At 68.0% G+C, this 17076-nt stretch carries 16 protein-coding genes and 1 tRNA gene; 13 read left to right on the plus strand and 4 right to left on the minus strand.

Annotation, left to right across the window (positions count from 1 at the left end; genetic code table 11):
• On the plus strand, window positions 1–396 hold a 396-nt coding region (locus I71_RS33880), incomplete at its 5' end, for a LysE family transporter (protein ID WP_159107463.1).
• Between the two features lie 112 nt (window positions 397–508).
• Here I71_RS33880 and I71_RS33885 read toward each other — a convergent pair.
• Window positions 509–583: transfer RNA gene (locus I71_RS33885), tRNA-Val, on the minus strand.
• 180 nt (window positions 584–763) lie between these two features.
• Between I71_RS33885 and I71_RS33890 the strand changes: the two genes are divergently transcribed.
• From I71_RS33890 to I71_RS33920, 7 genes are all read left to right on the plus strand, one after another.
• Window positions 764–1705 (plus strand): N-formylglutamate amidohydrolase, encoded by a 942-nt coding sequence (locus tag I71_RS33890; protein ID WP_042704654.1) that lies wholly within the window; start codon window positions 764–766, stop codon window positions 1703–1705.
• 482 nt (window positions 1706–2187) lie between these two features.
• A complete protein-coding gene (gene otsA / locus I71_RS33895) occupies window positions 2188–3597 on the plus strand; it encodes an alpha,alpha-trehalose-phosphate synthase (UDP-forming) (protein ID WP_042704655.1) in 1410 nt (469 codons plus the stop codon).
• Between the two features lie 38 nt (window positions 3598–3635).
• On the plus strand, window positions 3636–4646 hold the full coding sequence (locus I71_RS33900) for a glucokinase (protein WP_042704658.1): 1011 nt from the start codon (window positions 3636–3638) through the stop codon (window positions 4644–4646).
• A 147-nt stretch (window positions 4647–4793) separates the two neighbouring features.
• A complete protein-coding gene (locus I71_RS33905) occupies window positions 4794–5177 on the plus strand; it encodes a winged helix-turn-helix domain-containing protein (RefSeq protein WP_042704659.1) in 384 nt (127 codons plus the stop codon).
• Between the two features lie 287 nt (window positions 5178–5464).
• Window positions 5465–6040 carry a YgjV family protein gene (locus I71_RS33910; RefSeq protein ID WP_244434222.1) on the plus strand — a complete coding sequence of 192 codons (576 nt, stop codon included), beginning with the start codon at window positions 5465–5467 and terminating at the stop codon, window positions 6038–6040.
• A 144-nt stretch (window positions 6041–6184) separates the two neighbouring features.
• Complete coding sequence (locus tag I71_RS33915) at window positions 6185–6763, plus strand: YqaA family protein (protein ID WP_042704661.1); 579 nt, start codon at window positions 6185–6187, stop codon at window positions 6761–6763.
• A 33-nt stretch (window positions 6764–6796) separates the two neighbouring features.
• The gene (locus tag I71_RS33920; RefSeq protein WP_042704663.1) at window positions 6797–7648 is read left to right on the plus strand and encodes an RNA methyltransferase; all 852 of its coding nucleotides are present in this window, start codon (window positions 6797–6799) and stop codon (window positions 7646–7648) included.
• A gap of 22 nt (window positions 7649–7670) precedes the next feature.
• Here the strand turns inward: I71_RS33920 and I71_RS33925 are convergent, their stop codons facing one another.
• A complete protein-coding gene (locus I71_RS33925; RefSeq protein ID WP_042704665.1) occupies window positions 7671–8132 on the minus strand; it encodes a hypothetical protein in 462 nt (153 codons plus the stop codon).
• 179 nt (window positions 8133–8311) lie between these two features.
• On the opposite strand from I71_RS33925, the gene msrA reads away from it, so the two are divergent.
• From msrA to I71_RS33950, 5 genes are all read left to right on the plus strand, one after another.
• Entirely contained in the window at window positions 8312–8953 is a 642-nt protein-coding gene (gene msrA / locus I71_RS33930) for a peptide-methionine (S)-S-oxide reductase MsrA (RefSeq protein WP_042704680.1), read from the plus strand.
• Between the two features lie 167 nt (window positions 8954–9120).
• On the plus strand, window positions 9121–9666 hold the full coding sequence (locus I71_RS33935; RefSeq protein WP_049976471.1) for a PAS domain-containing protein: 546 nt from the start codon (window positions 9121–9123) through the stop codon (window positions 9664–9666).
• Window positions 9663–11582 carry a DNA translocase FtsK gene (locus tag I71_RS33940; protein WP_042704667.1) on the plus strand — a complete coding sequence of 640 codons (1920 nt, stop codon included), beginning with the start codon at window positions 9663–9665 and terminating at the stop codon, window positions 11580–11582. The genes I71_RS33935 and I71_RS33940 overlap by 4 nt, the downstream gene beginning before the upstream one ends.
• Window positions 11583–11634: 52 nt before the next feature.
• Entirely contained in the window at window positions 11635–12135 is a 501-nt protein-coding gene (locus I71_RS33945) for a DinB family protein (RefSeq protein WP_042704670.1), read from the plus strand.
• On the plus strand, window positions 12132–12758 hold the full coding sequence (locus tag I71_RS33950) for a pyridoxamine 5'-phosphate oxidase family protein (RefSeq protein WP_042704672.1): 627 nt from the start codon (window positions 12132–12134) through the stop codon (window positions 12756–12758). Before I71_RS33945 ends, I71_RS33950 begins: the two co-directional genes overlap by 4 nt.
• On the opposite strand, the gene I71_RS33955 is transcribed toward I71_RS33950, so the two are convergent.
• Together I71_RS33955 and I71_RS33960 are read right to left on the minus strand one after the other, a co-directional pair.
• Window positions 12752–14809, minus strand: a complete 2058-nt coding sequence (locus I71_RS33955) for a sensor histidine kinase (protein WP_042704674.1) — start codon at window positions 14807–14809, stop codon at window positions 12752–12754. The two genes, I71_RS33950 and I71_RS33955, sit on opposite strands and share 7 nt — an antisense overlap.
• A 158-nt stretch (window positions 14810–14967) precedes the next feature.
• The gene (locus tag I71_RS33960; protein WP_244434224.1) at window positions 14968–16896 is read right to left on the minus strand and encodes a sensor histidine kinase; all 1929 of its coding nucleotides are present in this window, start codon (window positions 16894–16896) and stop codon (window positions 14968–14970) included.
• Between the last annotated feature and the right edge of the window lie 180 nt (window positions 16897–17076).

Raw genomic sequence — 17076 nt, forward strand, 5'->3', positions numbered from 1 at the left:
GCGCGCAGCCTGGAGCCGACGGCGGTTCCCGCCACCGGACCACGGTTGCCCCGGCCGGACTCCACGGCCGGTCCGCGGATGGCCGTGGAGGGTGCCGCCGGCAGCTACGTCGCGGCGGTCGCCCTGACCATGACCAACCCGGTCACCCTGTCCTTCTTCATGATGCTGGTGCCGGCCATCCCCGGAGGCTCCGAGCCGCAGACCGGATGGGTGGAAGCCCTGCCATTGCCGGTCGGCGTGTTCATCGGATCGGCGCTGTGGTGGCTGGTGCTGAGCGGCGCGGTCGGGCTGGCCCGCGCCCATGTCACGGCCCGGACCATCGGCCGGATCAACCGGGCCTGCGGACTGGCCATCGTCGCGCTGGCGCTGTTCATCGCCGTCAGGCCGGGCAACTGACGGCGGAATGCCCCCAAAGAACCGCAAACAGGGGCCCGCAAAACCGACTTCGCAAGGAGGAGCCCCAAAATGGGGAAGGCCGCGAACCTGTTCCGGTCCGCGGCCCTCAGAATGGTGGGCGGTACTGGGATTGAACCAGTGACCCCTACGATGTCAACGTAGTGCTCTCCCGCTGAGCTAACCGCCCACTTTATAGACCGGCGGAGAAGCGCATGGCGTCGTTCCGTCCGGCGTGGGCGGGTGTATACCGACCTCCTTGCCGACGCGCAAGCCCTTTCATCGGCCAAAGCGCTTTTTTTATCGGTTGGCGGCAGAGCGGCGGCCGGTCCCGTGACAGACGCCCCTGTGTCCATTACATCATTCGACCATGGACGCCTCCTTCGACGCGCAACGCGATGCCGGCGCCGGTGCCGATCCGGATGACGACACTCCGCTGCCCAACGCCCCGGCCTTCGAAATCCTGGCCCCGCAGAGCCAGAGGCTGCCGCTCGTCCTGGCATCGCCACACAGTGGGAGCGCCTATTCCGCCGCCTTCCTGGCCTCATCCCGCCTGGATGCCCGCGCACTGCGCAAGTCGGAGGACTGCTTCGTCGACGAGATTTTCGCTTTCGCCCCCGGCATTGGCGTGCCGCTGATCCGTGCCCTGTTCCCGCGCGCCTATCTGGACGTCAACCGCGAGGCCTACGAGCTGGACCCGGAGATGTTCGCCGATCCGCTGCCGGCCTATGTCAACACCCGTTCGCCCCGGGTGGCGGCAGGGCTCGGCACCATCGCCCGCGTGGTCGCCAACGGAGAGGACATCTACAAGGGCAAGCTGCGCTTCACCGAGGCGCTGGATCGCATCAGCCGCTGCTACACTCCCTATCACACTGCGCTGCGCCAGCTGGTGGACGCCACCCGCGACGCCTTCGGCCACGCCCTGCTGATCGACTGTCACTCCATGCCCTCGGGCAGCGTCACCACGACCGGACGGGGCGGCGGACGGGGCGGCAGCCATCCCGACATCGTGCTGGGCGACTGTTTCGGCAACGCCTGCGCTCCCGCGGTGATCGACGCGGCGGAGGATTATCTGCGCGGGCTGGGCTATGCCGTCAGCCGGAACAATCCGTATGCCGGCGGTTACACCACCCGCCATTACGGCCGGCCGCGCCAGGGCATCCACACGCTTCAGATCGAAATCGCCCGCGACCTCTATATGGATGAGGCGGCACTCACCCGTCTGCCCTACCTGGACATTCTGGCCCGCCACATGACCGAGCTGGTCGACGCGCTGGGTCTGCTGCCGTCCGACGGGCTGGGTCCGCCCTGACCCACGGGCGCCGCTTCAAAGACACCTCCTGCAGGCGCCATCACGGCAAAAAAAGGCCGCAGGCGGACCTGCGGCCTTCAGTCTAGGGAGGAAACGCCCAAGAAGTGCGTTACGCCAACGTCCACGCCGAGGCGTGACCGTTGCCGCACTGCACAATATGGACGCGCGGCAGGCAGGCTTCAAGGATAAAAATGAATTTCACATACATTACATTATGTTAACCCATCTTGGAGGTATCGCGAACCGGATAGCGCTCCCTGAAATTTGCTGCATCGCAACATAACCGTTCGTGGAATGGCCCGCCCAAAAGGACAAGGGTACCCGACCTTCGGACCGGGATCCTGACCGTGGCGGCCGCTGTTCGGAACCAAGCCCGCCCCCGGTCGTTTCGCACTGGTCCCCCAACGGGTGCCGGCCAAGGCGGCACCCATGTTTTCGGACTGCGGAACGCCCTGCCGGCGGCCCATAAGGAGAAGAACATCGTGAGCAGGCTCGTCGTCGTATCCAACCGGGTGGCCCTGATGGAAGAGGGCAAGCAGGCCGCCGGCGGTCTCGCCGTCGCCATCCTGGCGGCCTTGAAGAAGACCGGCGGCATCTGGTTCGGGTGGAGCGGACAGGTCGTCGACGGCGAGTCGCAGGCGGAGCCGACCCGGACGGAAGCCGGCAAGCTGACCTACGCCACGCTCGATCTGGGCCGCCGTGACCACGAGGAATATTACAATGGCTTCGCCAACCAGACCTTATGGCCGCTGTTCCATTACCGGCTGGGCCTGATCTCGGTGAACCGGCGCACGCGCGAAGGCTATTCCAGGGTCAATGCCTATTTCGCCGACAAGCTGGAGCCGCTGCTGCGCCCGGATGACATGGTCTGGGTCCACGACTATCACCTGATCCCCTTCGGCGACGAGTTGCGCCGCCGCGGCTGTTCGCAGCGCATGGGCTTCTTCCTGCACACGCCCTTTCCGCCGCCGGAACTGCTGACCGCCCTGCCCAACCACCGCGACCTGATCCGCGAGCTGTGCGCCTACGATCTGGTCGGCTTCCACACCGCAACCGACCTGCGCGGCTTCTGCGACTACATCCGCACCGAAACCGACGGCACCGTGGAACAGCGCGGCGCCTATGGCACGGCGATGATCCGCGCCTTCGGCCGCACCCTTCTGGCGAAGGTCTTTCCCATCAGCATCGACACCCCGGCGCTGGAAAGCCTGGCCCGCACCGCCGGCCGTTCGCGCCAGGCCGAACGGCTGCGCGAAAGCCTGGTCGGCCGCCGCCTGATCATCGGCGTCGACCGGCTCGACTATTCCAAGGGCCTGCCTCAGCGGTTCGCCGCCTTCGAACAGCTTCTGGAAAGCTATCCGGAGCATTGCAACCGCGTCTCCTTCCTGCAGGTCGCCCCGCCCTCGCGCGAAGACGTGCCGGAATACATCGCCATCCGCCGCGAGCTGTCGGAGATGGCCGGGCGCATCAACGGCCGCTTCGCCGAGTTCGATTGGCAGCCGATCCGCTACCTGAACCGCAGCTTCGGCCAGCGCGTTCTGGCCGGCTTTTACCGGCTGGCCAATGTCGGGCTGGTGACGCCGCTGCGCGACGGCATGAATCTGGTCGCCAAGGAATATGTCGCCTGCCAGGACGCGGACAATCCGGGCGTGCTGGTGCTGTCCCAGTTCGCCGGAGCCGCCCATGAAATGGGCGAGGCGCTGATCGTCAACCCCTTCGACATCGAAGGCGTCGGCGATGCGCTGCAGCGGGCGCTGACCATGCCGCTGGGCGAGCGCAAGGAACGCCACGCCGCCCTGATGCAGACCTTGCGGCGGCAAGACATCAACTGGTGGCGCGAAAGCTATGTAGACGCCTTGACCCGGGCACCGTATGACTTTCCGGTCACCTGAGCATCCGCTCGGCCCACCACCACCGCAGATCCGGATCCATGGCCGCCGACCTCTCCCCCGCCATTCCCGGCACCGCCGGTAACACTGCCCCGATTCTCGTCGCCGACATCGGCGGCACCAATGCCCGCTTCGGCCTGATCGACGGCCGGATCGTGCGCGACACCCGCGTGCTGCGCTGTGCCGATTACGCCTCGATCGAGGATGCGGCCACCGCCTATCTGGCGGCGGTCGGGCTGGCGGCGGCCGGCACCCCCGGCCGGCCGCGCCGCGGCGCCTTCGCGGTGGCCGGGCCGGTCACCGGCGACGCCATCGCCATGACCAATCTGGTGTGGCAGTTCTCGGTCAACCGGGTGCGCGATGCCCTGGGGCTGGACGGGCTGGCCGTCATCAACGACTTCACCGCCGTCGCCCTGTCGGTGCCGCGTCTGGCCGACGAGGACCGGCGCCAGATCGGCGAAGGCACGCCGCAGGCCGGTGCCGTCGTCGGCGTCCTGGGGCCGGGCAGCGGGCTGGGCGTGTCCGGGCTGGTGCCGGGCGCCAACAACCGCTGGACCGCGCTGTCGGGCGAAGGCGGCCATGTCACCATGGCGCCGATCAGCGACCGCGAGAGCGCCGTTCTGGGCCAGTTGCGCAAGAGCTTCGAGCATGTCTCGGCCGAGCGGGTGCTGTCCGGTCCCGGCCTCGTCAACCTCTACGGCGCGCTGTCGATCCTGGATGGGCGGGAGCCGGCGGCTCTCACGCCGGCGCAGGTGGCCGACAATGCGTTGAACGGCAGCGAGGCCCATTGCGTCGAAGCGGTGGAGATGTTCTGCGCCATGCTGGGCACCGTCGCCGGCAACCTCGCTTTGACGCTGGGCGCGCGCGGCGGCATCTACATCGCCGGTGGCATCGTGCCGAAACTGGGCACGCTGTTCACCCACTCCCGATTCCGCAAGCGCTTCATGGAGAAGGGGCGCATGCGCGACTTCCTGGCGCCGATCCCCACCTACGTCATCACCCATGAACTGCCCGCCTTCCTCGGCCTCGCCGAGGCCGCCGGGTCGGAGTAAGGCCGGACAAGCGGGGAACCACCGGAAGGATGCGGCCGATTGCGCATCCCATCGGTGGTTCCCCCTATTGCCCGACTTGTCGCTTGAACAGGCGGGTCGCCCTCCACATGGTTGTTCCCCGCTCTTTCGAATTTGCATCGGAACACCATGCCTGCCGACCTCCGTGTCCGTTTCCTGCACCCATCGGGCGCCATCGGCCCCGGCAAGATCGCGCTGCTGGAAGCCATCGACCGCACCGGTTCGATCTCCGCCGCCGCGCGGTCTCTGGACATGACCTTCCGCCGCGCCTGGTTCCTGGTGGAGACGATGAACACCGCCTTCCGCGAACCGGTGATCCGCACCAGCGTCGGCGGACGCGAGGGTGGCGGCGCCGGCCTGACCCCGCTGGGCCAGGAGGTGGTCGCCCGCTACCGCCAGACCCAGGAGGAGGCGCGCAAGGCCGCCGAACCTCACCTGCGCTGGCTGGAGGGGGTGCTGAAGGATAACACGGGCGGGGAGACGGATGCCGGGACGGAGCCGCCAGCCGGTTGAGTCCGGCCCATTTGGCGGACACGTGATCGGCCCCGGCACCGCAAGTCGCCGCCAAAACCTGCCAAGGCACTGACGTCCGTTTTTTCTTCCATGCGCGCGATGCAGCCCTGGGCAACAGGAAGCCCGATGGTGCGGCGCGGCAAGGCACCATACATATGGCCCTGTTGCAGCTCGGCTCCAGCGTGACCGAACGGCAACAACCGTTTTTCCCATCCTCCTCCCGCATCCGGACGGGCCGCCACCGCGGCGCCGCACCGCCATGCCTTTGCCCGAGCCGATCACCCGCCATGCTGTCCCTCCCCCTGCCCATCACCGTCGCCGACGCCTTCGGTGCGGCCGCCTTCGCCGGTTCGTGCCTGTGGCCGCTGATGAAGAAGCGCCGCGCCCTGCTGGCCGGGCAGGCCGCCACCAACCTGATGTTCATCACCCATTATGTGCTGCTGGGGGGCACACCGCCGCCGCGTTTTGCCTGTTGTGGTGGGCCAGGCGCTGGCCGCGCTGCCGGAAGGGCGCAGCCGCTGGCAGACCGCGATCTTCGCCGCCACGGTGCCGGCCATCGCCGCCATCGCGCTGTTCACCGGTCCGGCCTGCCGTCGGCGCTGTCCAGCCTGGGCATCACCTTCTCCACGCTGGCCCGCTGGCAGTCGGACGCGGTGCGCATGCGCATTCTTCTGCTGGTGGCCGGCGGCTTCTGGGTCAGCCACAACGCGCTGGTGATGTCGCCCTTCGCCATGGCGTCCGACGCCTTCTGCGCCGCCGCCAACCTGCTGCGGCTGCGCGGCCTGCTGCGCAAGGGCGAGGCTCCGGCGCCGGTGCCCGCAGCCAATGCGAATGCGCTGCCCTCCGGCGCTGCCGCCGCCTGAACCGGCTTCGCTGGAACGGGCTAACGCCTCCGGACGGGGTCTCCCTGTCCGGAGGCGGTCGAATTGGGCACTGGCGCACCGGCACCGTCGCGCCTAAAAGAGGCCTCGTGCATCGCAACGGCTGCGACGAAGGACCGCCCACTCATGCTGAAGCGTCTTTACGACTGGACCATGGCCAAAGCCGCGTCGAAGGATTCGACCGCCTGGCTGGCCGGGGTGTCCTTCGCCGAAAGCTCCTTCTTCCCGCTGCCGCCGGACCTGCTGCTGGTGCCGATGGTCATCGCCAACCGCAAGGCGGCATGGAAGCTGGCGACGATCTGCACGCTGGCCTCGGTGGTCGGCGGCATCGCCGGCTACATGATCGGCTATTTCCTGTATGAGACGATCGGCCGCTGGGTGATCGAGTTCTACCACCTGACCGACAAGTTCGAGCAGCTGCGCCTGACCTTCGTCGAGTACGGGGCTGAGATCCTGATCATCAAGGGCATGACGCCCATCCCCTACAAGCTGCTGACCATCACAGCCGGCGTGGCGCATCTGCCGCTGTGGGTGTTCATCGGCGCCTCGATCATCTCACGGTCGATCCGCTTCTATCTGGTGGCGGCTCTGCTGTATTTCTTCGGGCCACCGATCCGCGCCTTCATCGAAAAGCGGCTGACGCTCGTCACCAGCGTGTTCGCGGTGGCGCTGATCGGCGGCTTCCTGGTGGTGAAGCTGCTGTAAGCCGCCACCTCTTTCCAGACAGACAGGACCTCCATGCCTCCGCGCGGGCGCCCGCCCCATCCCAGCCGCCCCCGCTCCCGGACGGCCGCCCCCGTTGCCCTGTCCGCCCCGCCCTCGAAAGCTGCCGAGCCCACCGACCAGCGCAAGCTGTTCCGCGTCGCCGGGCTGGCCGCCGTCTCCGCCCTGTTCGTCCATGAACCGGAACGGGTCGAGCGTCTGTTCTTCGACGAGCGGCTGAAGCCGGCGGTGGGTGCCTTCTGCAAGGCGATGGCGGTGGCCCGGAAGCCCTACCGCATGGTGGAGGCCGACGAGCTGGCGAAGGTCGCCGGCACCGTTCTGCATGGCGGGGTGGTGGCACTGATGGCGCCGCGGACGCTGCCGCTGTTCGACACCGAGGTTGCCCGCCGGGCGGCCGAACCGCTGCTGATCCTGGACGGCGTCGGCAACCCGCACAATCTCGGCGCCATCCTGCGCACCGCCGCCTTCTTCGGCCTGCCCCGCGTGCTGGTGTCGGACCATCCCGGCCAGGCCCTGCCGTCGGAAGCCGCCTATCGCGTGGCCGAAGGCGGCTTCGAGTGGGTGACGCTGGAGCGCGCCCCCACCCTGCCGGCCGTGCTGAAGCGGCTGCGCGCCAGCCACCGGGTGTTCGGCACGGCGCTGGACCAGACCCGGCCGACCGTCGATGCCGGCGCGCTGACGGGATGGCGCGGCAAGCAGGGTGCCAAACCACCGGCGGTCGTGCTGGGCAATGAGGAGGACGGCATTCCGCCGGCCACGCTGGCGGCGTGCGAGGCGGTGCTGACCATCCCCGGCAGCGGGCGCGTCCAATCGCTGAACGTCGCCGCCACCGCCGCCATCCTCATCCACGCTCTGGCCGCCGGGTAAGGCTGCGGTCAGCCAAGCGCCATTATCCGAGCGCCGCGATCAGCACCACCGCCACGACGGCGACCGAAGCGAGCGGCAGCAGTTCCACGCCGTTGCGCGTCCAGCTCGGCGCCCCGCCATGGTGGCCGCCAGCATGGCCGTTGGCGATGTCGTCGGCCCAACCATGGCGCGACGGCACAGCGCCGGGGGCCGACACCGCCGGGGCGGCCGGATTCGCCATGTCGACGACGCCGTCACCACGGTGATAATCGGCGGCCTGCCGCGCCAGCGCCGGGTTGGGGCGGCCCTGCATCAGGCGCGAGTCATCCAGCTCGACCTCGACCCCGGCGGCCTCGACCCGCTCGATCACCGCGGCGGTCTCCTCCGGCGTCATGCTGTCGACGGGCAGGATTCCGCCCAGCGCCTCGGCGCTCAGCCGGTTGCCGTTGCGGCGGCCATGATCGATCAGGGAATGGATCAGGCGGTCGTCGGTGGTGCTGGCCATGATGGCTCTCCTTCTTTCAAAATCCTCAAGGGATACGGGATCAAACGCGCGGAACCGCCCGAAGGTTCACCGGCCCGCCATCCCCGCCCCGCGCGTCCCCTGCGCCACCTTGCCGCAGCCCGGCCGCCACCCGACATAAGAGGTCCCTCCAACGGATCGTCATGATGGGAGACCCGACCATGCTGGGGCATTTTCTGCGCAAGCCGGCGACGCTGCCGACGCCGGAGGAGGCGCTGCCAGGCCGCAGCCAACCGATCCCGGTTCCCGAACAGCATTACATCAACGGCCATCGCCTGACCGGCCCCTACCCGCCGGGTCTGGAGATCATCGACCTCGGGCTCGGCTGCTTCTGGGGGGCGGAGCGCAAATTCTGGCAGGTTCCCGGCGTCTGGGTGACCGCCGTCGGCTACCAGGGCGGCCACACCCCGAACCCGACCTATGAGGAGGTCTGCTCCGGCCGCACCGGTCATACCGAGGTGGTGCGCGTCGTCTACGACCCGGCGATGGTGACGGTCGAGGATCTGCTGCGCGTCTTCTGGGAATCGCACGACCCGACCCAGGGCATGCGCCAGGGCAACGACGTCGGCACCCAGTACCGCTCCGCCGTCTACACCCACGGCCCCGCGCAGCAGGCGGCGGCGGAGGCCACGCTTGCGGCCTATCAGGATCGGCTGGCCCAGGCCGGCTATGGCCCGATCACCACCGAGATCCACGAGGCCCCGCCCTTCTACTTCGCCGAAGGCTATCACCAGCAGTATCTCGCCAAGAATCCCAACGGCTATTGCGGGCTGGGCGGCACCGGCGTCACCTGTGCGGCGTGAGTGACGCCGCAAGATGAAGCGCCGGTAAAGGACGGGGTATGGCGCCCCTGCAGGGCCTGGCCCTTGCGGTTGCGCCACACCGGCCCTTGCGGGTATGGTTCGGGCGGCTCTTGAAAGCTCCGGCGGCGTCAGACCGTGGGAGCGCCGCCCGTCCAGCTGCGATTGTCATGACCAAGGAAAGAACCGAGCTGGCGACGCCGTCTCTCAGCGGCCTGCTCGAATTCTGGCTCACCAAATCCGTCGCCGGCCGGCCGCCGGTCCCCAGCAGCATCTCCCCGGCCGATCTCCGGCCATGGAAGGACAACATCGCCGTCTTCGAGGTGATCGGGGAGGAAGCCGGCACCTTCGTCTATTCCTATTACGGCAAGGCGCTGGTCGCCGCCTTCGGCCAATCGCGCCTGGGCGCCACGCTGGACGATCTGCCGCCGGAACAGCGGGCATTGCTGCAGCCGGAATACGAAACGGTGCGCCGCGAACGGCTGCCCGTGGCCCGTATCCATACCGCCGTCTTCGGCGGACGCACCCGCAGCTTCGAACGGCTGGTGCTGCCGATGTCCAGCGATGGGATCGGCATCGACAAGCTGCTGGTCGCCGCCTACGAAATGACCCCGCGCGAACTGGCGGCGCGTCCTCCGCTGTACGCCCCGGGACCAGGTGGCTTCTCCTCCGGACCAGTCCCCCTCACCGTTCAGAAGCCGGGAGCCTCGGCATGACCCCGCGTATGCCGCATCTCGCCGCCCCGCCCACCCAGGCGGGCGTGGTGACCGCCGACGAGTTCAATCTGTGGTGCGCGCTGAACGGCCGCCCCTTCAACCTCGTCCCCAACCCGCGCACCGACGGCCGCGTGATGTGGGATGTCGAGGTGCTGCCCGGCACGCCGCGCGCCGGCACGGTCTATTCCACCAACCTGTCGGACGAGGCGCTGGCGGTGGTCGCCGGCTTCGCCTTCCTGTCGGGTGTCGAATGGGCCTATGAGGCGCGCGACCCGGCGGAGGCCGAGGCCCCCGCCGCCCCGTGCGAAGCAGCCCCGGCGCCGGACACAACAGCCCCCGCCGCCGCGCCGCCGCCGCCCTGCGCACCGGCCACTCCGGCTGCTCCGGTGGACTATCCCACGGTCTATTCGTTGCCCACCGTCTCGCTTCTGCAGACCCCGCCGCCGCGGCCGGTTCAGCAGCATGACGAGGCGGTGCTGGCCCGCAACGCGCGGATGTTGGAAACCGTCCTGAAAAACTTCCGCGTCCGCGGCGAGATCATGGATGTCCGCCCCGGCCCGGTGGTGACGCTCTACGAATTCGAGCCGGCCCCCGGCACCAAGTCGGCCACCGTCATCAACCTGACCGACGACATCGCCCGCTCGATGAGCGTGGTCACCGCCCGCATCGCCATCGTCCCCGGCCGCAGCGTCATCGGCGTCGAGCTGCCGAACCCGGTGCGCGAGATGGTCTATCTGCGCGAAAGCTTCGACCACGACGCCTTCCGCAACACCACGGCCCAGCTCGCCATCGCGCTCGGCAAGGACATCAGCGGCGAACCGGTGGTGGCCGACCTCGCCCGCATGCCGCACCTGCTGGTCGCCGGCACCACCGGTTCCGGCAAGTCGGTGGCGATCAACACCATGATCCTGTCGCTGCTCTACCGGCTGCCGCCGGAGCGCTGCCGCTTCATCATGGTCGATCCGAAGATGCTGGAGCTGTCGGTCTATGACGGCATCCCGCACCTGCTGACCCCGGTGGTCACCGACCCCAAGAAGGCGGTGGTGGCCCTGCGCTGGGCCGTGCGCGAGATGGAAAGCCGCTACGAGGCGATGTCCAAGCTCGGTGTGCGCAACATCGAGGGCTACAACGCCCGTATGGCGGAGATGATCGCCAACGGTGAGAAGATGCCCCGCCGCAGCCCGGCGCCGGGCGAGCCGGAGAACGTCTTCGACCTGACGCCGTCGGAACCGACGCCGCTGCCCTACATCGTCGTCATCGTCGACGAGATGGCCGACCTGATGCTGGTCGCCGGCAAGGAGATCGAGGCGGCGATCCAGCGCCTCGCCCAGATGGCGCGCGCCGCCGGCATCCATCTGATCATGGCGACCCAGCGCCCGTCGGTGGACGTCATCACCGGCACCATCAAGGCCAATTTCCCCACCCGCATCAGCTTCCAGGTCACCAGCAAGATCGACAGCCGCACCATCCTCGGCGAAGCCGGGGCAGAGCAGCTGCTCGGCCAGGGCGACATGCTCTACATGCAGGGCGGCGGCCGCATCACCCGTGTCCACGGTCCCTTCGTCTCCGATTCGGAGGTCGAGGAGATCGTCCAGTATGTGAAGGCGCAGGGCGCCCCCAACTACGTCACCGCCATCACCGAGGAGGAGGAGGAAGCCGCCGCGGTGGAGGATGAGGACGGCGGTTCGGCCGCGACCGGCGACGACCTCTACATGCAGGCCGTCAACCTCGTGGTGCGCGAGGGAAAGGTATCGGTCAGCTTCATCCAGCGCCAGCTGCAGATCGGCTACAACCGCGCCGCCCGTCTGGTGGAACGGATGGAAACCGAACGCGTCGTCGGTCCCGCCAACCACCAGGGCAAGCGGGAAGTCCTGCTCTCCCCGTCGGGCCTGTCGGCGAAGCGCGCGGGGGTGTGATCGATCCTTCCTCCCACAGAGCGGGAGAGGGCAAATAAGCAAGAGGTTCCCCATGGACCCCAAACCGCATTTCGAGACCCTCGCCCGCTACAACCGCTGGGCCAACGGCCGCCTTTACGAGGTCGCGGCCCAGCTGTCCGACGCACAGTATCGCGAGGACCGGGGAGCCTTCTTCGGCTCGCTGCGCGGCACGCTGAACCACATTCTGGTCGCCGACCGGCTGTGGCTGGAGCGGATCGAAGGTGCCGGGCCGAAGCCGTCGTCGCTCGACGAGATCCTGCATGACGATTTCGCCAGCCTGCGCACCGCCCGCGAGGCGGAGGACGAACGCATCCTGCGCGTCCTGGCGGAGACTCCGGCGGAGCGCTTCGGGTCGATCCTCGCCTACCGCAGCACGGAGGGCATGCCTTATGAGCTGCCCTTTTCCCAGATCGTCACCCATATCTTCAACCACCAGACCCATCATCGCGGACAGGCCCACACCCTGCTGAGCCAGTTCGGTCTGGCGGCTCCGTCCATCGACTTCGTCTATTTCGTGCTGAACCTGAAATGAACCAGCCGGGACGCGGACCCATCACCGACCTCGCCGCCCTCGAAGCCCTCTACGGCGAGGCGGCGGCTCCCTCCATCGCCAAGGAGGTGGCGGCGCTGACCCCCGGTTATCGCGCGCTGATCGAGGCGTCGCCCTTCTTCGTCCTCGCCACCAGCGGGCCGGGCGGGCTGGATGCCTCGCCGCGCGGCGACGGGCCGGGCTTCGTCCGGGTGGCCGACGACCGCACCCTGCTGGTTCCCGACCGCCGCGGCAACAACCGCATCGACAGCCTGCGCAACATCCTGGCCGACCCGCGGGTGGGGCTGCTGTTCCTGGTGCCGGGGCTGAACGAAACGCTGCGTGTCAACGGCCACGCCGTCATCGACGCCGATCCGGCGCTGTGCGAGAGCTTCGCCGTCGATGGCAAGGCGCCGAAATCGGTGCTGGTGGTCACCATCGAGACGGTGTTCTTCCAATGTGCCCGCGCTCTGCTGCGCTCCCGCCTGTGGGATCCGGCGGCGCAGGTGCCGCGGGCAAACCTGCCGTCGGTGGGGGCGCTGCTGGCGGAGGCCAGCGCCGGACGCGAAGGTGGCGATGCCTATGACCGCGCGCTGGCAGAGCGGATCCCGAAGACGCTCTATTGAACCGACAAGGGATCCATCCCTGACGTGACGGCAGCCGCCGCTCCCTCCGGCTCGCCCACCGCCGGCAACCGGATGGTGAAGACCGACCCGACCCCGAGCGTGCTTTCCACCGCCAGCGCACCGCCATGGGCAGTGACGATCCGCTGTGTCATGTAGAGCCCCAGACCGGACCCCTTCGTTCCGCGCGACGACGAGGCGCGGAAATAGATCGAACCGATCCGCTCCACTTCCTCCGGACTCATGCCATGGCCCTGGTCGGCGACGTGAATGACCAGGTCAGGCCCGGCCATTTGCGCCGTCACCCTCACCACCGCATGGGGCGGCGAATAGCGCAGCGCATTGCGCACGAGATTGGCGACCGCCACCCCGAGGAAGGGCAGATCGACCCGCACCAGCCGGCCGGCCGGCCCGGTCGTCACCGTCAGTCTGGTCCCGTCCTCCGCCTCGACCAGCCCGTCCAGCGCCTCGTCCAGCAGGAGGTCGAGCGGCACTGCCTCCGGCTTCAGAGCCAGTGCCCCCTGGTCGAGCGCATCGGCCGACAGGAACAGTTCCACCAGATCGGACATGCGCCGCGTGGTGTCGATGATGCGGGCCACCCGGGACTGGATCGCCGGCGCCCGCAATTCGCCCGACAGCTCGATCATCTGGGCCGCCCCCTGGATGGCGGCCAGCGGGGTGCGGAATTCATGCGACAGCATGGCGACGAAGCTGCGCTGCTCCTCCGCCCGCTTGATGGCGAAGGTCGATTCCTCCTGCGCCCGCACCCGCTCCCGCTGCAGGTCACGGATGCGCAGCGCCAGACCTGACCCCAGGCACAGCATCGTGCCCAGCACGGCGATCTGGTAAGGATCGGCGAACAGCAGATCCACCGGCAGGGTTCCACGCACCGTGAACTGGGTCATGGAGTTGCCGGCAATCGCGATCAACCCGCTGGCGGCATAATAGCGGGCGCTGGTGTCGGCGGGATTCCTGACCGCCTGCACGATCGCCAGAACGACCCCGACCAATGTCCCGACCGTGGCGACCATCAGCACCACCGGATTGGTGATCGAATAGGTCCAGGAGATCGTGGTGGTGAGCGACAGAAGCGCCATCCAGCGGATACCCACATAGATCCGGTGCAGGCGCGGATAACGGACCCGCAGGTCGAGGATGCGGTCCCACATGGACGCCGACGCGGCGACTCCGAGAAAGGCGCTGCTGCCCACCGTCAAATTCTGCAACCACCCCGGCATATCGGGCAGCAGGACAGACGCCACGCCGGTCGAGAACAGATAGAAGACGAAGACGCTCGCGGCATAGCCGGTGAAGGCCAGCAGAGCCCCATCGCGCAGAAGGAACCCCAGCGACACATATCCCATGATCAGGACCGCCAGAACACCGAAGAACAGGCCCTGGAACAGCAGGTTCGTCATCTGGAAGCCGGCATAGGCCGGCACCGCATAGACCGCCGCCCGCAAGGTGATGGAGCTGACCGAATCGATGCGCAGATAGAGGGACAGCGGTATGCCCTCGGGCAGGGCCAGCAGCGTGGTGTGCAGCCGGGTTTTCAGCGGCCGCTGGCTGAACGGCACGAAATCGCCCATGCGGATGAGGCGGTAGCCCGCCGCATTGCCGGACATGGCTGGATCGGGAACATAGAGGTCGAGATGGTCGATATAGGCCTCGCCCAGTTCCAGGATCCAATCGGCCGGTGCGCCGGGTTCGCGCAGCAGATCGAACCGGTACCAATGGATGTCGGGTGTCTGGCCTGCCCCCAGGAAGACCGTCTGCGGCTCGAACTGTCCCCGCGCGTCGGCCGCCAGCACATCGCCGAAGCCGAGCGCATGCTCGCGGTCGATCAGGCGGGCGAAATGTCCGGCAAGCGATGCCCGGCCGGTCGAGGCCGTCAGCCGCAAGGGTTCGGCAGCCTGCACCGCGGCCGGCGACTGCTGCTGCGCCCACGCCGCGGCCGGCAGAACCACCGCCAGGAACCACAGAACCAGCCCGAACAGCCGCGTGGAGCGGCAGAGGGCGGCGAAGCGGCCTCCGTCCCTGCTCACAGACCCCATGCATCGGTTGCTTCCCCGGTCGACGATCGCCTCCTCCACCCGCTCCCGGCAGAGCTTAAGCCATTGGGCAACACGCCGAAAGGCATAGGATGAGAGGCCAGGCGGCAGAGATGCCGGAACTGCCACCAGGACGGGTTCCGACAGGATAAGGGAGGCCGCTATTCCTGGGTGGTGTCGGCCACCGACAACCGGATGGTGAAGACGGAACCCCGGTCGCGCACGCTCCGCACCGACAGGGTTCCGCCATGGGCGGCGACGATCTTCTGCGCCATGTAGAGTCCCAGCCCCGACCCCTTGGTCCCGCGGGAGGACGAGGCGCGGAAATAGATCGAGCCGATCCGCTCCACCTCCTCCGGGCTCATGCCATGGCCCTGGTCGGCGACATGGATCGTAATATCGCCTTTGCCATCGCTGGCGGTTACCCGGACCGGCGTGTCTGGCGGCGAGTAGCGCAGCGCATTCTGAATCAAGTTGCCGATCGCCACCCCCAGAAACGGCGCATCGACCAGAAGCGGCCGGCCGGGAGTGTCGATGGACAGGACCAGCCGCTCTTCCGCCTCCGTCCCGCTCAGACTGCCCAGCACCTCGTCCATCAACTGGCCCAGCGCCACCGGTTCCGGCTTCAACGCCAGCGCCCCCTGGTCCAGCGCATCCGCCGAAAGGAACAGATCCACAAGCTCCGCCATCTTGCGGGTGGTGCCGCGGATGCGGTGCAGGCGGGTCAGCACCGATGGCGCCTCCACCGCCCCCGACAGCTCGATCATCTGGGCGGCACTGTCGATGGAGGCCAGCGGGGTGCGGAATTCATGCGACAGCATGGCGACGAAGCTGCGCTGCTCCTCCGCCCGCTTGGTGGCGAATGCCGATTCCTCGCGGGCGCGCAACCGCTCCGACTGCAGCCTGCCGATGCGCAGGGCCAGACCGGTGCCCAGCACCAGCACCGCCAGCATCGAAGAGATCTGGTAGGGATCGGCCACGGCGAGATCTGCGGGCAGCACGCCGCGCAGGGCCATCTGTGTCAGCAGGAAGCCGACAAGCGCGACCAGCGTGCTGGCCAGATAGAAGCGCGGACTGAGGTCGTCGGGAGTCTGCCAGGCCATCCTCGCAGTCAGCACCAGCGCGATCACCACCACGACCAGCGCCGACAATGTCACCACCGGACCGGTCAGGGCATAGAGCGGCGTCGCCGTCGTCGGCAACGTCAGCACGGTCAGCAGGGCCAGCCCCTGGTAACAGCGGCTCAACCACGGCGCACGGTTCCGCAGATCGAGGATATAGACCCACATGGTCAGCGACGTGGCGAAGCCCAGGAAGCCGCTGCTGCCGACCATGAGGTTGATGAACCAGCCCGACATGTCCGGCAGCAGGGCGGCGGCAATGCCATTGGCGAACAGGTAATAGAAAAGGACGGTGGCGACATAGCCGGTGTAGGTCAGCAAGGCCCCGTCGCGCAGAAGCAGTCCCAGTGCGACATAGCCCAGGACCAGGATGCCCAGCACCCCCAGGAACAGCCCCTGGAACAGCAGATCCCCGGTCTGATGGCCGACATAGGCGGCAGGCGACCAGACCCGCGCCGACAGACGGATGGCGCTGATCGAATCGACGCGCAGATAGAGCGAGACCGGCTTTCCCTCCGGCAGGGTTAGCGGCAGGCTGTGCAGCCGCGTCTTCATCGGCCGCTGGCTGAAAGGGACGAAATCGCCCATGCGGACCAGCCGGTAGGCCGCCGGATCCGGCGGTCGCCCCTCCCCCACTCCTGCCCCCGCTGTCGCCGCTTTCGGAATGAACAGGTCGAGGTGGTCGATATAGGCTTCGCCCATCTCCAGCATCCAGTCGGCGGGAGCGCCGGGCTCGCGGATCAGATCGAACCGATACCAGTGGATATCGCGGGTCTGTCCGGCACCACGGAAATCCTTCTGTGGCTCCAGCCGTCCATCGGCATCGGCCTTCAGGACGGCAGCCAGGTCGAGCTTGCGGCTGGAATCGATCAGCAGACCGAAATGACCGGCCAAACCGGCGTCGGCGGTGGATGGCCCCAGCCGCAACGGTTCGATCCCCGGACCCGCCGCGATCGCGCTGCCTGGCAACCATAGCAGAATCGCCAAGAACAGGACGATCAGCCCCGCCACCCGGCAAAGACCGGGAAAGGGCGCCGCCGCGAGAGCTTCATTGGACCGGCCGCTGCCGTTCCGTCGGGACGGCAGTCGGTCTTCTCCATACCGCGGTCGTTCGCGTCCTTGGTCATCGCGAGGGATCGATAAAGCTAA

The organism is Azospirillum sp. B506, assembly GCF_000333595.1.
GTDB lineage: Bacteria > Pseudomonadota > Alphaproteobacteria > Azospirillales > Azospirillaceae > Azospirillum.

Excerpts from the sequence above, each read along its gene's own strand:
- I71_RS33890 (WP_042704654.1), top strand. The coding sequence starts at position 764 with ATGGACGCCTCCTTCGACGCGCAACGCGATGCCGGCGCCGGTGCCGAT.
- I71_RS33900 (WP_042704658.1), top strand. The coding sequence starts at position 3,636 with ATGGCCGCCGACCTCTCCCCCGCCATTCCCGGCACCGCCGGTAACACT.
- I71_RS33905 (WP_042704659.1), top strand. The coding sequence starts at position 4,794 with ATGCCTGCCGACCTCCGTGTCCGTTTCCTGCACCCATCGGGCGCCATC.
- I71_RS33910 (WP_244434222.1), top strand. The coding sequence starts at position 5,465 with ATGCTGTCCCTCCCCCTGCCCATCACCGTCGCCGACGCCTTCGGTGCG.
- I71_RS33915 (WP_042704661.1), top strand. The coding sequence starts at position 6,185 with ATGCTGAAGCGTCTTTACGACTGGACCATGGCCAAAGCCGCGTCGAAG.
- I71_RS33920 (WP_042704663.1), top strand. The coding sequence starts at position 6,797 with ATGCCTCCGCGCGGGCGCCCGCCCCATCCCAGCCGCCCCCGCTCCCGG.
- I71_RS33925 (WP_042704665.1), bottom strand. The coding sequence starts at position 8,132 with ATGGCCAGCACCACCGACGACCGCCTGATCCATTCCCTGATCGATCAT.
- msrA (WP_042704680.1), top strand. The coding sequence starts at position 8,312 with ATGCTGGGGCATTTTCTGCGCAAGCCGGCGACGCTGCCGACGCCGGAG.
- I71_RS33935 (WP_049976471.1), top strand. The coding sequence starts at position 9,121 with ATGACCAAGGAAAGAACCGAGCTGGCGACGCCGTCTCTCAGCGGCCTG.
- I71_RS33940 (WP_042704667.1), top strand. The coding sequence starts at position 9,663 with ATGACCCCGCGTATGCCGCATCTCGCCGCCCCGCCCACCCAGGCGGGC.
- I71_RS33945 (WP_042704670.1), top strand. The coding sequence starts at position 11,635 with ATGGACCCCAAACCGCATTTCGAGACCCTCGCCCGCTACAACCGCTGG.
- I71_RS33950 (WP_042704672.1), top strand. The coding sequence starts at position 12,132 with ATGAACCAGCCGGGACGCGGACCCATCACCGACCTCGCCGCCCTCGAA.
- I71_RS33955 (WP_042704674.1), bottom strand. The coding sequence starts at position 14,809 with ATGGGGTCTGTGAGCAGGGACGGAGGCCGCTTCGCCGCCCTCTGCCGC.